The 15693-nt window shown below is 50.8% G+C and carries 16 protein-coding genes; 15 read left to right on the top strand and 1 reads right to left on the bottom strand.

Annotated features, from left to right (window positions below):
* Window positions 1–311: 311 nt before the first annotated feature.
* A complete protein-coding gene (locus DNI29_RS12250; RefSeq protein ID WP_110978405.1) occupies window positions 312–1721 on the top strand; it encodes an FAD-binding oxidoreductase in 1410 nt (469 codons plus the stop codon).
* A gap of 147 nt (window positions 1722–1868) precedes the next feature.
* Here DNI29_RS12250 and DNI29_RS12245 read toward each other — a convergent pair whose 3' ends face one another.
* On the bottom strand, window positions 1869–2399 hold the full coding sequence (locus DNI29_RS12245) for an acyl-CoA-binding protein (protein WP_110978404.1): 531 nt from the start codon (window positions 2397–2399) through the stop codon (window positions 1869–1871).
* Between the two features lie 126 nt (window positions 2400–2525).
* Here DNI29_RS12245 and asnB point away from each other — a divergent pair, with 126 nt between their 5' ends.
* From asnB to DNI29_RS12180, 14 genes are all read left to right on the top strand, one after another.
* A complete protein-coding gene (asnB, locus tag DNI29_RS12240; protein ID WP_110978403.1) occupies window positions 2526–4433 on the top strand; it encodes an asparagine synthase (glutamine-hydrolyzing) in 1908 nt (635 codons plus the stop codon).
* Window positions 4434–4656: 223 nt separating this feature from the next.
* Window positions 4657–6000 (top strand): UDP-glucose dehydrogenase family protein, encoded by a 1344-nt coding sequence (locus tag DNI29_RS12235; RefSeq protein WP_110978717.1) that lies wholly within the window; start codon window positions 4657–4659, stop codon window positions 5998–6000.
* A gap of 90 nt (window positions 6001–6090) precedes the next feature.
* Window positions 6091–7077: a UDP-glucuronic acid decarboxylase family protein gene (locus DNI29_RS12230; RefSeq protein WP_110978402.1), complete on the top strand. Its 987-nt coding sequence runs from the start codon at window positions 6091–6093 to the stop codon at window positions 7075–7077.
* 94 nt (window positions 7078–7171) lie between these two features.
* Window positions 7172–7582: a sugar 3,4-ketoisomerase gene (locus DNI29_RS12225; RefSeq protein ID WP_110978401.1), complete on the top strand. Its 411-nt coding sequence runs from the start codon at window positions 7172–7174 to the stop codon at window positions 7580–7582.
* Between the two features lie 393 nt (window positions 7583–7975).
* Complete coding sequence (locus DNI29_RS25340; RefSeq protein ID WP_369073972.1) at window positions 7976–8158, top strand: glycosyltransferase; 183 nt, start codon at window positions 7976–7978, stop codon at window positions 8156–8158.
* 15 nt (window positions 8159–8173) lie between these two features.
* Window positions 8174–8665: a glycosyltransferase family protein gene (locus DNI29_RS12215; RefSeq protein ID WP_110978399.1), complete on the top strand. Its 492-nt coding sequence runs from the start codon at window positions 8174–8176 to the stop codon at window positions 8663–8665.
* Complete coding sequence (locus DNI29_RS25130; RefSeq protein ID WP_262510221.1) at window positions 8666–8788, top strand: hypothetical protein; 123 nt, start codon at window positions 8666–8668, stop codon at window positions 8786–8788.
* 79 nt (window positions 8789–8867) lie between these two features.
* Window positions 8868–9971 (top strand): DegT/DnrJ/EryC1/StrS family aminotransferase, encoded by a 1104-nt coding sequence (locus DNI29_RS12210; protein ID WP_110978398.1) that lies wholly within the window; start codon window positions 8868–8870, stop codon window positions 9969–9971.
* A 100-nt stretch (window positions 9972–10071) separates the two neighbouring features.
* Window positions 10072–11100 (top strand): DegT/DnrJ/EryC1/StrS family aminotransferase, encoded by a 1029-nt coding sequence (locus DNI29_RS12205; protein WP_317048752.1) that lies wholly within the window; start codon window positions 10072–10074, stop codon window positions 11098–11100.
* A complete protein-coding gene (locus DNI29_RS12200; protein ID WP_110978396.1) occupies window positions 11097–11804 on the top strand; it encodes a WbqC family protein in 708 nt (235 codons plus the stop codon). Before DNI29_RS12205 ends, DNI29_RS12200 begins: the two co-directional genes overlap by 4 nt.
* Window positions 11801–12769, top strand: coding sequence for an aspartate aminotransferase family protein (locus DNI29_RS12195; RefSeq protein ID WP_110978395.1), 969 nt, complete (start codon window positions 11801–11803; stop codon window positions 12767–12769). The genes DNI29_RS12200 and DNI29_RS12195 overlap by 4 nt, the downstream gene beginning before the upstream one ends.
* Window positions 12770–12839: 70 nt before the next feature.
* Window positions 12840–13412: a GNAT family N-acetyltransferase gene (locus DNI29_RS12190; protein ID WP_110978394.1), complete on the top strand. Its 573-nt coding sequence runs from the start codon at window positions 12840–12842 to the stop codon at window positions 13410–13412.
* Window positions 13413–13495: 83 nt separating this feature from the next.
* A complete protein-coding gene (locus DNI29_RS12185; RefSeq protein ID WP_123823229.1) occupies window positions 13496–14572 on the top strand; it encodes a hypothetical protein in 1077 nt (358 codons plus the stop codon).
* A 113-nt stretch (window positions 14573–14685) separates the two neighbouring features.
* Window positions 14686–15684 (top strand): glycosyltransferase family 2 protein, encoded by a 999-nt coding sequence (locus DNI29_RS12180; protein WP_110978392.1) that lies wholly within the window; start codon window positions 14686–14688, stop codon window positions 15682–15684.
* Window positions 15685–15693: the final 9 nt, after the last annotated feature.

Here is a 15693-nt window from a genome sequence, read left to right as displayed (position 1 = left end):
TAGGTAGGCCGGCTGGTTATCACCTTACTTTTAGTGGTGCCCGCGGCTGTCTTGACTTTCGATTTTACCATCGGGGCCGCAGTGCCGCGCCGACGGTCCGCCGCTTTCATGCGCGCCATGTCACGAGCCGAATAATATCGCCCGTTTCGGTAATTCACCTTGCTGGTGCTGCAAGCTGCCAGCCAACTGCCTAGTATCAGCAATAAGACAGTGCTAAGTGGCCGTTGCCACTGTGTCGAATGCCGTACCTTCGTAACGTGTTCCCGCATCGTGACAAAGATACGCGAAGTGGTCATTTCACTCATCTATATATGGAATATCAAGTTTTGACTCCGGCTTTGATTGCTGAATTTGAAGCGATAGTCGGACCTCAGCATGTGCTCACCGCCCAGCGCTCGGAAGCGGATGTGTACGCCAGCTATGGCCGAGACCACACCGAGGACTTGCACTTCGCTCCAGAGGTAGTGGTTCGGCCTGCTAACGCCGAAGAAATAAGTGCCATTGTGCGCCTATGCTTTGAGCATCGGATACCCATAACCCCGCGGGGGGCCGGAACTGGCTTGAGTGGAGGCGCATTGCCCATTCATCAGGGGGTGTTGCTGAGTACAGAGCGCCTGAACCGGATTATTGAAATTGATGAGCGCAACCTGCAAGCCACTGTGGAGCCAGGGGTAGTAAATGAAGCGTTCCAGAATGCAGTGAAGGAGGTAGGCTTATTCTACCCACCTGATCCGGCCAGCAAGGGGAGCTGCTTCCTGGGTGGCAACTTGGCGCACAGCAGTGGTGGCCCCAAAGCTGTGAAGTATGGTACTACCCGCGACTATGTGCTGAACCTGCAGGTAGTGCTGCCTACAGGCGACATTATCTGGACGGCGGCTAATACTCTGAAAAACTCCACCGGCTACAACCTCACTCAACTGATGGTGGGCTCCGAAGGAACGCTGGGCATTATTACCAAGGTGGTGTTCCGACTACTTCCCTACCCCCAGCATAACATCCTAATGCTGGTACCTTTCAGGCGCGAGGAGCAGGCTGCGGAAGCCGTATCAGCAGTGTTCCGGGCGGGTATTATTCCCTCCGGTATGGAGTTTATGGAGCGGGAAGCTATTGCTTGGTCTTCTGACTACCTGAAAATTCCGCTCACCCTGCCTGAAGACATTTTGGCCCACTTGCTTATTGAACTGGATGGACAGGATTTGGAGCAGCTTTACAAAGAAGCAGAGCAGGTGTACGCAGTATTGGAGAACTACGACGTAGGCGAAATCCTGCTGGCCGACAATGCCACCCAAAAAGACGAACTCTGGAAGATCCGGCGCAACATTGGCAATTCAGTGCGCTACAATTCAGTGTATAAAGAAGAGGATACCGTAGTGCCCCGCGCTGCGCTGCCTACCCTCCTGAAAGGAGTAAAAGAGATTGGGGCGCGTTATGGCTTCAAAAGCGTGTGCTACGGCCACGCCGGCGACGGTAATCTGCACGTCAACATCATACGGGGAGAGCTAACTGACGAGCAGTGGAATGTGGGCCTGCGGCAACCCATCACTGAAATATTTGAGTTGTGCGTGAAGCTGGGTGGTACTATCAGCGGGGAGCACGGCATCGGGCTGGTGCAAAAGCCTTTTATTGGCATTGCCATCGGTGAAGCCCAAATCAACCTAATGCGTGGTATTAAGCAGGTATTTGACCCGCGCGGCATCATGAATCCCGGTAAGATCTTTTAATCACTAATTGGAAAGGATTCATAGGATTTTACATTTTAAGTTCTGATAATAACATAAAAGCGGCCACCTAATCAGGTGGCCGCTTTTATGTTATTATCAGAAGACAAACGAATCCGCGAAATGAGATGAATCCGTTTTAATCTGTGATTAGCTCTGGTCGCCCTTTAGCTTGTCTTCACCACCGTAAGGAGCACCAGCCGTAATGTCGCCGCGTAGGCCACCTTGCGAAACGCCAGGTTGGGTAGTGGGTTGCTGGGCGAGGGTCGTGTTGTCATTAGCCTGCACCTCAGGACCCGAAGCAGAGTCGGCACCGCCAACTTGAGAGCCGGTAGCGGGCTGGCCATTGCCGGTAATGATGGTTGTTTTCTCGCCTACTGGGCCAGCCACTTCGTTTACTTTCTGGATGTACTGGCGGCGGGCATCATCCTGACTAACACCTTTAAACTTGCTCCAGGCATCCCATTGCGCCTGGGACATACCTTTGGGGCCGCTCGGGTTGTCGGGGGTATCGTCGCCTACTTCATCGCCCTTGGTGTCATGGTCGCCCTCGGTGGCTTGTTTATATAGGCCATAGAGGTCGGTCATATGTGCAGCGGCTTGGTCGCCGGGGAGGTTGTCAACCCGGGATACAGCGGCTTCAAATTCTTTTTGCAGACTCAGTTGATCTTGTAGCGTCATGGTGGGGTAGGGTTGGGGAACAACTATTCCTGAGTTATGTACTAACGTGGCACGGCTTTGGTTGCGGGCGCGACCTTGTAGTTTTTGGAAACTCAAGTCCTGATAGTTCGTACTTTTGCCCGCCTTATGTGTGGAATCTCCGGAGTATTCGCTTTTACTGATGCAGGCCGCAGCTCGCTGGCTTCCCTGCGCGCCTCAACTGACGCTATTGTAAGCCGTGGCCCCGATTCGCAGGGGCACTTTGCCTACGAGCGGTGTGGGCTAGGCTTCCGTCGGTTGGCCATTCTCGACCTGACTGCTGATGGCAACCAGCCCATGACCGATGAGTCGGGCCGCTATACCATCGTGTTCAATGGGGAGATTTTCAATTTCAAGGAACTGCGGCAGAAGCTGGTCAGCAAAGGCCACCGCTTCCACTCCCAGACCGATACAGAGGTGGTTCTGCACCTTTATATATCGGAAGGGCGCAACTTTCTTAAGAAACTGAATGGCTTCTTCGACTTTGCTATTTTCGACAAGGAAGAAGACTCTGTGTTCTTAGCCCGCGACCGAATGGGGGAGAAGCCTCTACTGGTTTACCGCGACGAGGACAAGCTGCTGTTTGCATCCGAGATGAAGTCATTGCTGGCGTTGGGCGTGCCGCGTAAGCTTGATTACGTATCGCTGAGCCACTACCTGCAGCTCAACTACATTCCGGGTCCGGCTACCATTTTCAAAGGCGTAAAAAAGCTCCTGCCCGGTCACTACCTCTATGTAAAGGGTAAGAAGGTAGTGAAGAAGCGTTGGTATAAGGTGCCTTACGATGCCAAGAAAGCTGAACGTAACAAGCTGAGCTACGAGCAACAGCAGGCCAAGTTGGTAGATCTGCTCGACGACGCCACTGCCCGCCGCCTCGTGGCCGATGTGCCCCTGGGTGCCTTCCTCAGCGGCGGCATCGATTCGTCGGTTATCGTGGCTTTGGCTTCGCGCCATACACAACATCTGAACACGTTCAGCATTGGGTACCGTGATGAACCTTTCTTCGACGAAACGAAATATGCCAAGCTGGTTGCGGATAAATATAAGACGAACCACACGGTATTTTCTCTTACCAACCAGGACCTCTATGATCACATCTTCGACGTTCTGAACTATATCGACGAGCCCTTCGCCGACTCCTCCGCACTGGCTGTATATATTCTTAGCAAGCGTACCCGCGAGAAGGTAACCGTAGCCCTATCAGGCGACGGAGCCGATGAGCTGTTCGCAGGCTACAATAAGCACATGGGCGAGTTTCAGGTGCGGCAAGGCGGCTTTAAAGCAGAAGCCGTAACTGGCCTGAACCTACTCTGGGATATTCTGCCTAAGTCGCGTAACTCCTTCTTTGGTAACAAAGTGCGGCAGTTTCAGCGGTTCTCTAGGGGTATGCTCTCGGGCCCGAAAGATCGGTATTGGGACTGGGCTTCGTTTGCCTCAGAAAAAGATGCTCGCTCATTGCTTAACTCTGCCTCCCGCCGGAAAGTAGGGAAGAAGCTGGCCGAAAAGCGCCGGAAGGATTTGCTGGCGGATCTTCACGCCGATGGTGACCTGAACGAGGTGCTGCTCACGGACACCAAAATGGTGCTACCCTATGACATGCTCGCCAAGGTAGATTTGATGAGTATGGCTAACTCCTTGGAGGTGCGTCCGCCCTTCCTCGACCCCAACGTAGTGCGCTTCGCCTTTTCCTTGCCTGTCTCCAGTAAGATTGACGGCAAGATGAAAAAGAAAATTGTGCAGGACGCTTTCCGGCCCATGCTCCCTGAGGAGCTGTACAAGCGCCCCAAGCATGGTTTCGAGGTGCCCTTACTCAAGTGGTTCCGTGGTGAGCTTCGTCCTCTGATTGAGGACGACCTGCTATCAGATGCGTTTATTGAAGCCCAAGGCGTATTTGATGTAGAAGCCATCCAGGGGCTGAAGCGCCAATTATTCTCCTCCAGTCCCGGCGACGTACATGCCCGCATTTGGGCCCTGATAGTCTTCCAGTGGTGGTGGAAAAAACATATGATGGAATAAATACGAGAGCGACGGCTACTGATAATTCTGCATGGCATTCGCATTAGCTTAACCGCACAGCAAAAAAGTGCGCGCTCTAACTATCCGTGAGGTATCTATACGGAATAACACCTTATGCACTGATATAGGATAGTGCTGATAAGCCTATCCTTACAAGCCAAACCACTTCGCTTTCATGGTGAGCCTTAAAGGCTCTTTCTTTCCCCCTTATTTTCCCACTTACATGAAAATTGCAGTAGTAGGCACCGGGTACGTCGGCCTCGTAACAGGAACCTGTTTTGCCGAGGTAGGCATCGACGTAACTTGTATCGACATTGACCAGCGCAAGATTGATAACCTGCACAAAGGTATCTTGCCCATCTACGAGCCTGGTCTGGAAGAAATGGTTTCGCGCAATGTTGCTGCCGGCCGTTTGCATTTCTCCACTAAGCTCAGCGAGGCTATCAAGGGCTGCGACGTAGCCTTTATTGCCGTAGGCACTCCTCCCGGCGAAGATGGCTCTGCAGACCTGAAATACGTGCTAGCTGTAGCCCGCGAAATTGGGGAGAACATGACCAGTTATGGTGTCATCGTCACGAAGAGCACGGTGCCAGTGGGTACAGCTGCCAAGGTTCGCAAAGAAATTGAGGACGCATTGGCCCGTCGTGGTGAGGATATCGAGTTCGATGTAGCCTCGAACCCAGAGTTCCTGAAAGAAGGCGCCGCTATTGATGATTTCCTGAAGCCTGACCGTATTGTGGTAGGCGTATCGTCGGAGCGCGCTGAAGAGGTAATGAGCCGCCTCTACAAGCCCTTCCTGCTCAACGGTCACCCCATTATTTTCATGGATATCCCGTCGGCGGAAATGACGAAATACGCTGCTAACTCGATGTTAGCTACCAAGATTTCGTTCATGAACGATATTGCCAACCTCTGCGAAATCATGGGTGCCGACGTTAACATGGTGCGCAAGGGTATCGGTTCCGATGCCCGAATTGGCACTAAGTTCATCTACCCAGGTATCGGTTACGGCGGCTCCTGCTTCCCTAAAGATGTAAAAGCCCTCATCAAGACGGCTGCTGAAAACGGCTACCAGATGCAGGTGCTGCAAGCCGTTGAAAGCGTGAATGAGGGGCAGAAGGAAGTGCTGTTCAACAAAGTGCAGAAACACTTCGGCGGCGATTTGAAAGGTAAGAAAATGGCCGTATGGGGCCTGTCCTTTAAGCCTAAAACCGATGACATGCGCGAGGCTCCTTCGCTGGTTATCATCGACAAGCTGCTGGCAGAAGGCTGCACCGTATCAGTGTATGACCCCGTAGCGATGGAGGAAGCCAAGCACTCGCTTGGCGACAAAGTGACCTATGCTAAGGACCAGATGGAGGCATTGATTGACGCCGATGCGCTACTAGTAGTAACTGAATGGCCGGAGTTCCGCGTGCCGAATTTCGAGGTAATGAGCCGCTTGCTGAAGCAGAAGGTTATCTTCGATGGTCGCAACATCTATGATGCAGCTGAACTGCAGACTGCTGGCTACGCCTACCACTGCATCGGCATCAAAACCGCCCATCACGAGCCGGTTCAAGCATAGCCTAGGCATGGCTCGAGTATGGCTTAAACACAACTTAAGTATGACTCCTGCTACCGGCCTACTTTTCAGCAACGACTAAGCGACAAGTATATGTCTGACAAAAAACGCGTATTGATTACCGGTGGAGCAGGCTTCCTAGGCTCCCACCTTTGCGACCGGTTCCTAGCGGAGGGCTACCATGTTATTGCCATGGACAACCTGGTAACGGGTGACTTGGAAAACATTCAGCATCTGTTCGGCAAAGAAAATTTCGAGTTTCATCATCACGATGTGTCGAAGTTTGTGTTTGTGCCCGGCAAACTGGATTACATCCTGCATTTCGCCTCGCCGGCTTCGCCCATTGACTACCTCAAAATTCCCATCCAAACCCTGAAGGTTGGTTCCCTGGGCACCCACAACCTGCTGGGCCTGGCCCGGGTGAAGGGGGCCCGCATGCTGATTGCTAGTACCTCGGAAGTATACGGAGACCCAGAAATTCACCCCCAAGTGGAGGAATACTTCGGAAACGTAAACCCGGTAGGCCCCCGGGGTTGCTACGACGAGGCCAAGCGTTTCCAGGAAGCCATTACCATGGCCTACCACAACCACCACGGCCTAGAAACCCGTATTGTTCGCATCTTCAATACCTACGGTCCGCGCATGCGCCTCAACGATGGTCGCGTACTACCCGCCTTTCTCTCGCAGGCCCTGCGTGGCGAGAATCTAACGGTATTCGGCGACGGTTCGCAAACCCGCTCGTTCTGCTACGTCGATGACCTGATTGAAGGCATTTACCGTCTGCTACTGAGCGACTACCACCTGCCCGTGAACATCGGCAACCCCTCGGAAATTACCATCAAGGAGTTCGGCGAAGAAATTGCCCGTCTCACCGGCGTCGAGTTCAAGCCCGACTATCGCCCGCTGCCCGAAAACGACCCCATGAAGCGCCGCCCCGACATTACCAAGGCGAAAGAAGTGCTGGGCTGGGAGCCGAAGGTAGACCGGGCCGAGGGCCTGCGCCGCACCCTGGAGTACTTCCGCGAGCATGTACCCGGAGTAGTAACCGGCCAAGTAGATAATACTCCGCGGACCTTCTAAGCCTTCTGGGCTACCCTTTTCGAAAAGCCGGCTGCTTTTATCAGCCGGCTTTTCTTATTTTTCGCAGAGAATTGCCAAGTGTATTGGCAGATGTATGAATACTCCTCGCTTACTCACATTTCCTAGCATTGGTGCTGCAGACACTGGTTTTATATCAGTAGCTGAAAACTTGGATGTACCCTTCGCAGTGCAGCGGGTATTCTGGACCTACCAGACGCCAGAAAGCATTGTCCGTGGACGACACGCGCATCATCACACGGAACACGTGCTGGTAGCCGTAGCCGGGCGCATTGTGGTTCTGACCGAAATGCTTAACCAGGAACTGCAGGCCTTTGTGCTGGATCGACCCGACGTAGGCGTGTACATCCCGCCCTGTTGTTGGCATACTATGCAGTACTCAGCCGGAGCCGTGCAGCTCACGTTGGCTTCTACTACCTATCAAGAAGCTGATTATATCCGGGAGTATGGAGAGTTCCAGCGGATAAGCAAGCAATTACTCCACTAGTAGCGGCATCAATGGGCAAATGAAATGATAAAGGTGGCTCCTGTATGCTTCAGTTACCTGTTTTTTCCCTCAGAGAGCCCAGTTCAGAATAAACCTGCTTGCCATACTGTCAGATTAATGTGGTAGTGTGTCATATTTTATACTTGTTGTAATATAGTTACAAGGTTGTTACCAAAATGCAAAGTGCGTCGGTGTTGCTACAAGCGTCATCAATTGGTGTATTTTGCAGAAAGGTATGTGTGTAATACAGTTATTTCGCATTCTCCCATAGTAGCTGCCTTTTCATGCCCAAGCTCTCTGTTATCATTCCTTGCTACTTTGACGAGGCGAATATTCCCGTTACTATTATGCGGTGGTGGCAAACGAAGCCCGTCTTCTCAGGGGGGAGAGTACATGCTGGTAGATGATGCTTCAGGCGACGGAACGGTGACGGCTCTGCATGCCTTCCGGCAGCAACATCCTGAGCGGGTGCGAGTGGTAGCACTAGCTAGTAACGTGGGACCATACAACGCCATTGTGGCCGGTATTGCCCACGCAACCGGCGACTGCAACGTAGTTATTACCGCCGATATGTAGGGCCCGCCGGAACTGATGGTCACGATGTGCGAGTATTGGCAGCAGGGCTTCCGGCTGGTTATCGGTAACCGCCAAGACCGGCAGGAGGGACTATTCGCTATCTTGTCTGCCCGACTGTTTCACGGCCTGATGCCGCGGTTTGCCCTACTCAACATTCTGCCGGGTGGCTTCGACTACGTATTGTTCGACCGCCAGGTGCAGGAGCGCAACAACAACGTATTCTACCTGATGACTTGGCTGGGCTACCCCTACGTGAACATTCCTCACTCGCGCCGAAGTCGGGAAATAGGTGCCTCGCGCTGGACCCTAGCCAAGAAGATAAAGCTGCTTAATTCTTTCCTGTCGTTCTCGTTTTTCCATCTGGGCTATTTCCGTTATTGGTATTTGCTTGGGCGGGGTAGCGCTGCTCTACTGACTATATCTGGTGGTTCTACGTCTAAGCGGTACAGCCAGCCTGCCGGTTGGAACATGCTCATGGTAGTGCTGCTCTTTGTGTCTAACTTCTAGATGATGCCCTTGGGTATTATTGGCGAGTACGTATGGCGCGGACTGGATGCGGCCCGCAACCGGCCACTGTACGTGGTAAAAGTTGCCATCAGCCCTGATGTGCGGTTAGGCCATAGGAGCTAAGCTGTACCAGATATATCCCTGTTGAGCACACGAAGAACGTGCCGGAAAACTGAAAGCAAGTAAGTTGGCTGCTGGTACTATGAATATTCCTTTCCTCTCTTTTGATTTTCAGCACACTCCACTACGGGAAGAGATACTGGCGGCAATGGCTCAGGTATACGATGCGCAGTGGTACGTATTGGGGCAGCGAGTACAGGAGTTTGAGGCAGCGTATGGTTTGTTCTCCGGAACGAGTCATTGCGTGGGGGTAGCCAATGGCCTTGATGCACTACATCTTGCCCTACGGGCTCTGGGCATTGGCCCCGGTGACGAGGTGCTGGTGCCCTCCAACACGTACGTTGCTACGTGGCTGGCCGTATCGCACGTGGGAGCTACGCCCGTTCCCGTAGAGCCCAATCCATGCACGTACAACCTCGACCCTACCCAGTTAGAAGCCGCCATTACGGGTCGTACCCGCGCCATCATGCCAGTTCACTTGTACGGGCATGCCTGCGAAATGCCGGCCATTATGGCTGTTGCGCAACGTCATAGCCTGCTTGTAGTAGAAGATAACGCCCAAGCGCAGGGGGCCACGGCCTACGGGCGCCCGACGGGTAGCTTCGGCCAAGCCAACGCCACCAGCTTTTATCCGGGTAAAAACCTAGGCGCGCTGGGCGATGCGGGTGCCGTAACCACCAACGATGAGACGCTAGCCCAGGAGTTGCGGAGGCTGCGCAACTATGGTTCCACGCAGAAGTACTACAACGAAGTAATTGGCTACAACTCCCGCCTCGATGAGCTGCAAGCGGCTGTGCTGCTGGTGAAGCTGCGCTACCTGCAGCAATGGACCCAGCAGCGCCAGCAAATTGCGGCGTGGTACCAGCAGCAGCTGGCTGGCATCAGCGGACTGCAGTTGCCGCAAACCTCCGCGGGCAGCACTCACGTGTATCACCTCTTCGTCATTCGTACGACACAGCGTGATGCCCTGCAGCAGCACTTGGCCGCTGAGGGCATTGCTACCTTGATCCACTATCCTGTTCCGCCACATCTACAGCACGCCTACCAACACCTGGGCTACCAACAAGGGTCTTTACCGGTTGCCGAAGAACTAGCCGCCACCTGCCTGAGCCTGCCGCTCTGGCCCGGCATGACCGAGGAGCACGTAAGCATAGTTGCCGCGGCTATAGCGACGTTCTTTGCCTGAATGCTTCCATTATTACTCCTACCTTTGCGGGCTCAATAAGTCTTGTTTCGTCAACATGATCAACGTAACGAAAAGTTACCTGCCTCCTCTAAGCGAATATGTGCATTACTTGGAAGGTATCTGGGAGCGGTCATGGTTAACCAACAACGGGCCTTTGGTGCAGCAGTTGGAGAGCAGCCTAAGCGAGCAGCTCAACGGCGCGCAGGTTCAATTTACCTCAAATGGCACTATTGCCTTACAGATTGCTATTAAGGCACTCGGGCTGACGGGAGAGATTATTACAACGCCCTTTTCCTACGTAGCTACCACCACAGCTATTCTGTGGGAAAACTGCGAGCCAGTCTTCGTTGATATCGAAGACCGTACCTTCTGCATTGACGCCGATAAGATTGAGGCCGCCATTACGCCGCAAACCTCCGCTATTCTGGCCACCCACGTGTACGGCTTCCCCTGCGACGTGCATAAAATTGAGCAGATTGCGCGACGTCATAACTTAAAGGTAATCTACGACGGAGCGCACGCATTTGGCGTGAACTACCACGGCAAGCCGCTGCTTACCTACGGGGACATCTCTACGTGCAGCTTTCACGCCACTAAGCTGTTCCACACCACCGAGGGGGGAGCCATTGTGGTGCAGGACCCGTCCTTGTCGGAGAAGATCTGGCTGTACAAGTCCTTCGGGCACCGCGGCGACGACTACTTTTCGCTGGGAGTAAACGGTAAAAACTCGGAGTTTCACGCCGCTATGGGCCTGTGTAACCTACCCCGGGTCCCCGACTTTATTGAGGCCCGCTGTAAGGTAGCCGAGCTGTACCAGCAGGAGTTGGCCGGCCTACCCCTGCGCTTCCCGGCGATGCCCGATGAGCTGGAGTACAACTATGCCTACTTTCCCATTGTGTTGGAGAGTGAAGCACAGATGTTCAAAGTAAAGGATGCCTTGGCTGCCGAGCAGATCAACACGCGGCGCTACTTCTATCCCTCGCTGAATCTGCTGCCTTACCATACTGGGGCCGCATGCCCGGTTTCCGAAGATATTGCCCTGCGCGTGCTAAGCCTGCCCTTCTACCAAGAGCTGGAGCCGGAGCAGGTACAACGCATCTGCCACATTATTCGAGCCAGCTGCGCATGACCCTTGCCATTATGCAGCCCTACCTGTTCCCATACATTGGGTACTACCAATTGCTGGGCGCAGTAGACCGGTTTGTAGTCTACGACGACGTTACGTATATTAAGCAGGGCTGGATCAACCGGAACAATACTCTCTCGAACGGCCAGGCGCTGCTGTTTACCTTGCCGCTGATAGATGCCAGCTCCAACCGGCTTATCCGGGACATCCGGGTTCACGACCGGCTGTTTGAGCCCTGGAAGGGCAAGTTTTTGCGGACGCTCGCCCAGAGCTACAGCAAAGCGCCGCACGTTGGGCAAGTAGTGGGGCTGGCGGAACACGTACTGGAAAAAGCTGCCGGGCACAGCATTAGCGAAGTCGCTCTCGACAGCCTAACAGTAGTACAGCAGTACCTGGGGCTGACAACTGAGGTAGTACCCACCTCCAGCCACTACAACAATGCTGAGCTATCCGGCCAGCAGCGCGTACTTGACATCTGTCGGCGAGAGGGGGCTACAGCCTACATTAACCCCATTGGGGGGCAGCAGTTGTACGATAAAGACGTATTTCGGACGCAGGGTCTGGAACTATCATTTATTCAGGCCCGCAAGGTACCGTACCGGCAGTTCAAGAATGAGTTCGTGCCCTGGCTGTCTATTCTTGATGTGCTGATGTTTAACTCCGTAGCGGAAACGCGCGACCTGTTGCGGGAATACGACCTAGTATGAAAGCTATCGGGGGCTTCTTTGAGCTGGAACTGCCTAACCAGCCGGCGGGCAGTTATCACCCCGCAGCTATGCCCTTAAGCACGGGGCGGGCGTGCTTCTCGGCCATTTTGGAAGTTGAGCAGCCCCGGCGGGTGTACGTGCCTTACTACACCTGCGACTCCCTGCTGGCCCCCCTGCAGGAGAGGGGGATAGAGTATACTTTCTATGCTCTTGATGCGCACCTAGAGATTCAGAGCCCGCCGGTGCTCCAAGCCGGTGAGTTGTTGGTGTACATCAACTATTTTGGGGTAAAGCAGGTCTATGCGCGCCAGTTGCGCGCACACTGGGGCAAACAGCTTATTCTGGATAACACGCACGCTTTCTTCTCTCGTGAGGATCCGGCTCAGGGGTGGGCGTACAACTCGGTGCGCAAATTTTTCGGGGTGCCAGACGGGGCCTACCTATACGGACCATACTTCGGGGCTCCAGCAGCCAATGACACAATCTCCGTCGCTCACTTAGTTGACCGGCTGCTGGGCAAGCAGAGTCAGGCCTACACCGAGTTTGCCGAGTACGAGGAACGTATTGATAACGCCGTGCGGGGTATGTCAATCGTATCGGAAAAGCTGCTCTCAGCGGTGGATTATCAGGCTTGCATCCAGCGCCGCCAGCAGAACTTTACCCAATACCACCATGCCTTTGCGCAGATGAATACGCTGCCGATTGAGTGGGCAGGCTTAGAGAATACCCCGGCTTTTTGCTACCCGTTGCTGCTACCGCAGGAGCTTGACCGGACAGAGTTATTCAGCCAGAGTATATTTGTCCCCTGGTTGTGGCGTGAAACGCTTACCCGCTCCTCGGCTGGCTATGAGACGGAAAAGCTCATCACCCAAAATCTCCTGCCGCTGCCAGTTGATCATCGGTATAGCCAACCGGAGGTTATGCAGGTGATAGAAGCGGTAGGAAAGTTGCTTGGACGGAAATAGTTTAGAATGTCGGCAGAAACAGCTTAAAATAGTAAGACAGTTAAGTTTCTCACTTCAAAACATATAAAACATGAACATTCTAGGAAAGAAAGTCGTGCTCAGAGCAATTGATGAAGCTGATCTGCCTCTGCTTCACAAATGGGCCAATGATCCAGAAATATGGCACATGTTAGGCGGCTGGCACTTTCCTAGTAATTTCGACTACCAGAAAAAGTGGTATGAAGGCTTGAAAAGTGATCAGTCCAATCAGCGCTTTGCCATCGATACCCCGGATCTGGGCCTGATTGGTACGGTGAACCTGGTTGATATAGACTGGAAAAATAATCATGCCTTCACCGGGTTGCAGTTAGGCGATAAGGATATCCGTGGCAAAGGATACGGCATCGACACGTTTATGGCCATTCAGCGCTACGCGTTTGAGGAGCTGCATTTTGAAAGATTGGATGGTACTGTTATTGAATATAATAACATTGCCTACAATATGATAACCAAAAAGTGCGGTTGGAAGGAAGAAGGACGCAGAAGAAACTGGTATTTCCGTAATAACCGTTACTGGGATAGAATCGAAGTAGGTATTACACGAAATGATTACGTTGAGCTGATTGAGCAGACTAATTATTGGTCTGCGGATTCTGCTAGCTAGTATATAAACTTGCTTAAATCAGGCTGATTATGTGTGCTTTGACAGTATGCATGATCAGCCTGATTTTCAACCAATAGAAAAGAATGCTTGCAAACGTCTTTGGTAGAGCTGTAAATAAAGCCAGGCAGATATATATTGGCCTTAAGCAACAATCCATGCTAAAAAGTCAATATGAAAAATCATCTGATTTTGTTGTTTTTTTAGTTCCGGGTTACGAAGTAAGATCAGGTGGAATTCTGTCTATCTTTTCTTTTTACAGAGAAACAAAAAAAATGCTTAGTGATAGGGCGGTTTTGATGGCTTCTTATCCAGGTTATCCCAAAATAGAAAAGTATACATGGTTTAATAATGATGTATATGTTTACTCATTCGATAGTATATTAGGTAGTATAAAAGGCGGTAGGTTATTGTTGCATATTCCTGAATATTATGTAGAGGAGTTTGTGTATAAATTTTTGTATAACAAAAAAAGTGCGCTTACTAACTTTGATATAGTTAATATAAATATAATGAATCAAAATATAGAATATATGCCTAAAGTAGAATCCGTTCAGTTGCTGGCTGAATTTGCAGATGAGCTAACTTTGACAAATGCCCACGAAAAGTATACTACGCCAGAATTGCGAAGCAAATACGGCATTCCAGTGCATCTTCTAGCCTCCTGGTACGATCAAGAGCCGATAGAAATTTTTCCTTATGAAGGAAAAAAGAATAAAGTAATAGTTTCTCCAGATAACCATCCTGATAAGGCGCATATTCTGGAAATGATAAAAGCTGAATTTCCTGAATTGGATCTTATTGTAATCAAAAATATGCGTTATGATGATTTCAAGGCGTTAGAGAAAGAGGCAAAATGGGGTATATCATTTGGCGAAGGGCTTGATGGCTATTTTGCTGGGTTGGTTTTGAGAGGTGGAATAGGGTTTGCTGTTTATAATGAAAATTTTTTCACTCAAGAATACAAGGAACTGCCTACGGTGGCAAAATCTTACAGCGAGTTTGGTGATATTATTGTTAGATTCATAAAAGAAAATGATAAGAAGGATAGTTATGAAAATGTTAACAAACATATGTATAGTATAATTAGTAATCAATTCAATTACAATGATTATGTGAATAACATTAAGAAGTATTATAATCGCACCTACACAATATCGTAGAATTAGTATTGTTGCACTTATCTGCGTGAACGGATAATTATTTATCGCAGTAGTTTTGCGTAAACAGTGAACAGGTATTGTTATTTAATAAAAACCACTGTTACGGCAGAATAATGATCAGACGCCCTCCCTTAGTTTCAGTAATCATTCCCAATTACAATCACGCAAAGTATTTGCCTGAGCGTATTAAGAGTGTGTTGCAGCAGACTTTAACTGATATTGAGGTGCTGATTCTCGATGACTGCTCGCCTGACAATAGTCGCGACGTTATCGACGCTTATATGGCTCAGGATACTCGTATTTGTACGCATTATAATGAGCAGAATAGCGGTAGCACCTTTAAACAATGGAATAAGGGCTTAGCTCAAGTTAACGGACAATACATTTGGATTGCCGAAAGTGATGACTATGCTAAGCCCACCTTTCTAGAAGAGTTAGTGAAGCGCTTAGATGCTGATCCTGAGGTAGGTCTAGCGTATTGCATGTCGATCAGCGTAGATGAGAATAGCTCCCCAATTGGTAATCATTATGATTACTATAAGGAAGTGGATGCTACTCTGTGGGCGCATGATTTTGTGAAGCCTGGTATTGAATTAGTGCGCCAGTACATGCCGCTGCGCTGTATCATCCCCAATGCTAGTGCCGTGTTAATCCGACGTAGTGTTATCGAACGTATCGGACCTGCTGATGAAACAATGCGTCTTTCCGGTGACTGGGCCTATTGGTCAAAAATATTGGCTAGCTCCAAAGTAGCATTTGTAGCAGAACCTCTGAACTATTTTCGACAACATTCTAATAATGTTAGGAGTAAAGCATTGGTAACTGGACTTGCTCTAGCTGAAGAAGCCAGAATCCTTAACTTTCTTCAGCAGTTTGGTTCTCTGAATAAGGCTGTTTACCAGAAAAAAATAGAAAGCTTAATGCAGCGTTGGTTTTATGGGATGGTAAATTATAATATAAAACTAGAAACCCACCGAGATATTTATAGCCTTCTTGCTCAACTCGACCCTTCATTTGGTCGCCAATTCATTACTGCATTTAGCAAATTTTTATTTAGTAATAAGCTTAGCGGTATTCGTCAATTTATAGGGGACAAGCTTCTTTCTCGTTAATTTTCAGCC

It is taken from the genome of Hymenobacter sediminis (genome assembly GCF_003231285.1).
Taxonomy (GTDB): Bacteria; Bacteroidota; Bacteroidia; order Cytophagales; family Hymenobacteraceae; genus Hymenobacter; species Hymenobacter sediminis.
The sequence above is the reverse complement of the archived record's forward strand: the minus strand, read 5'-3'. Positions and strand labels throughout refer to the sequence as shown.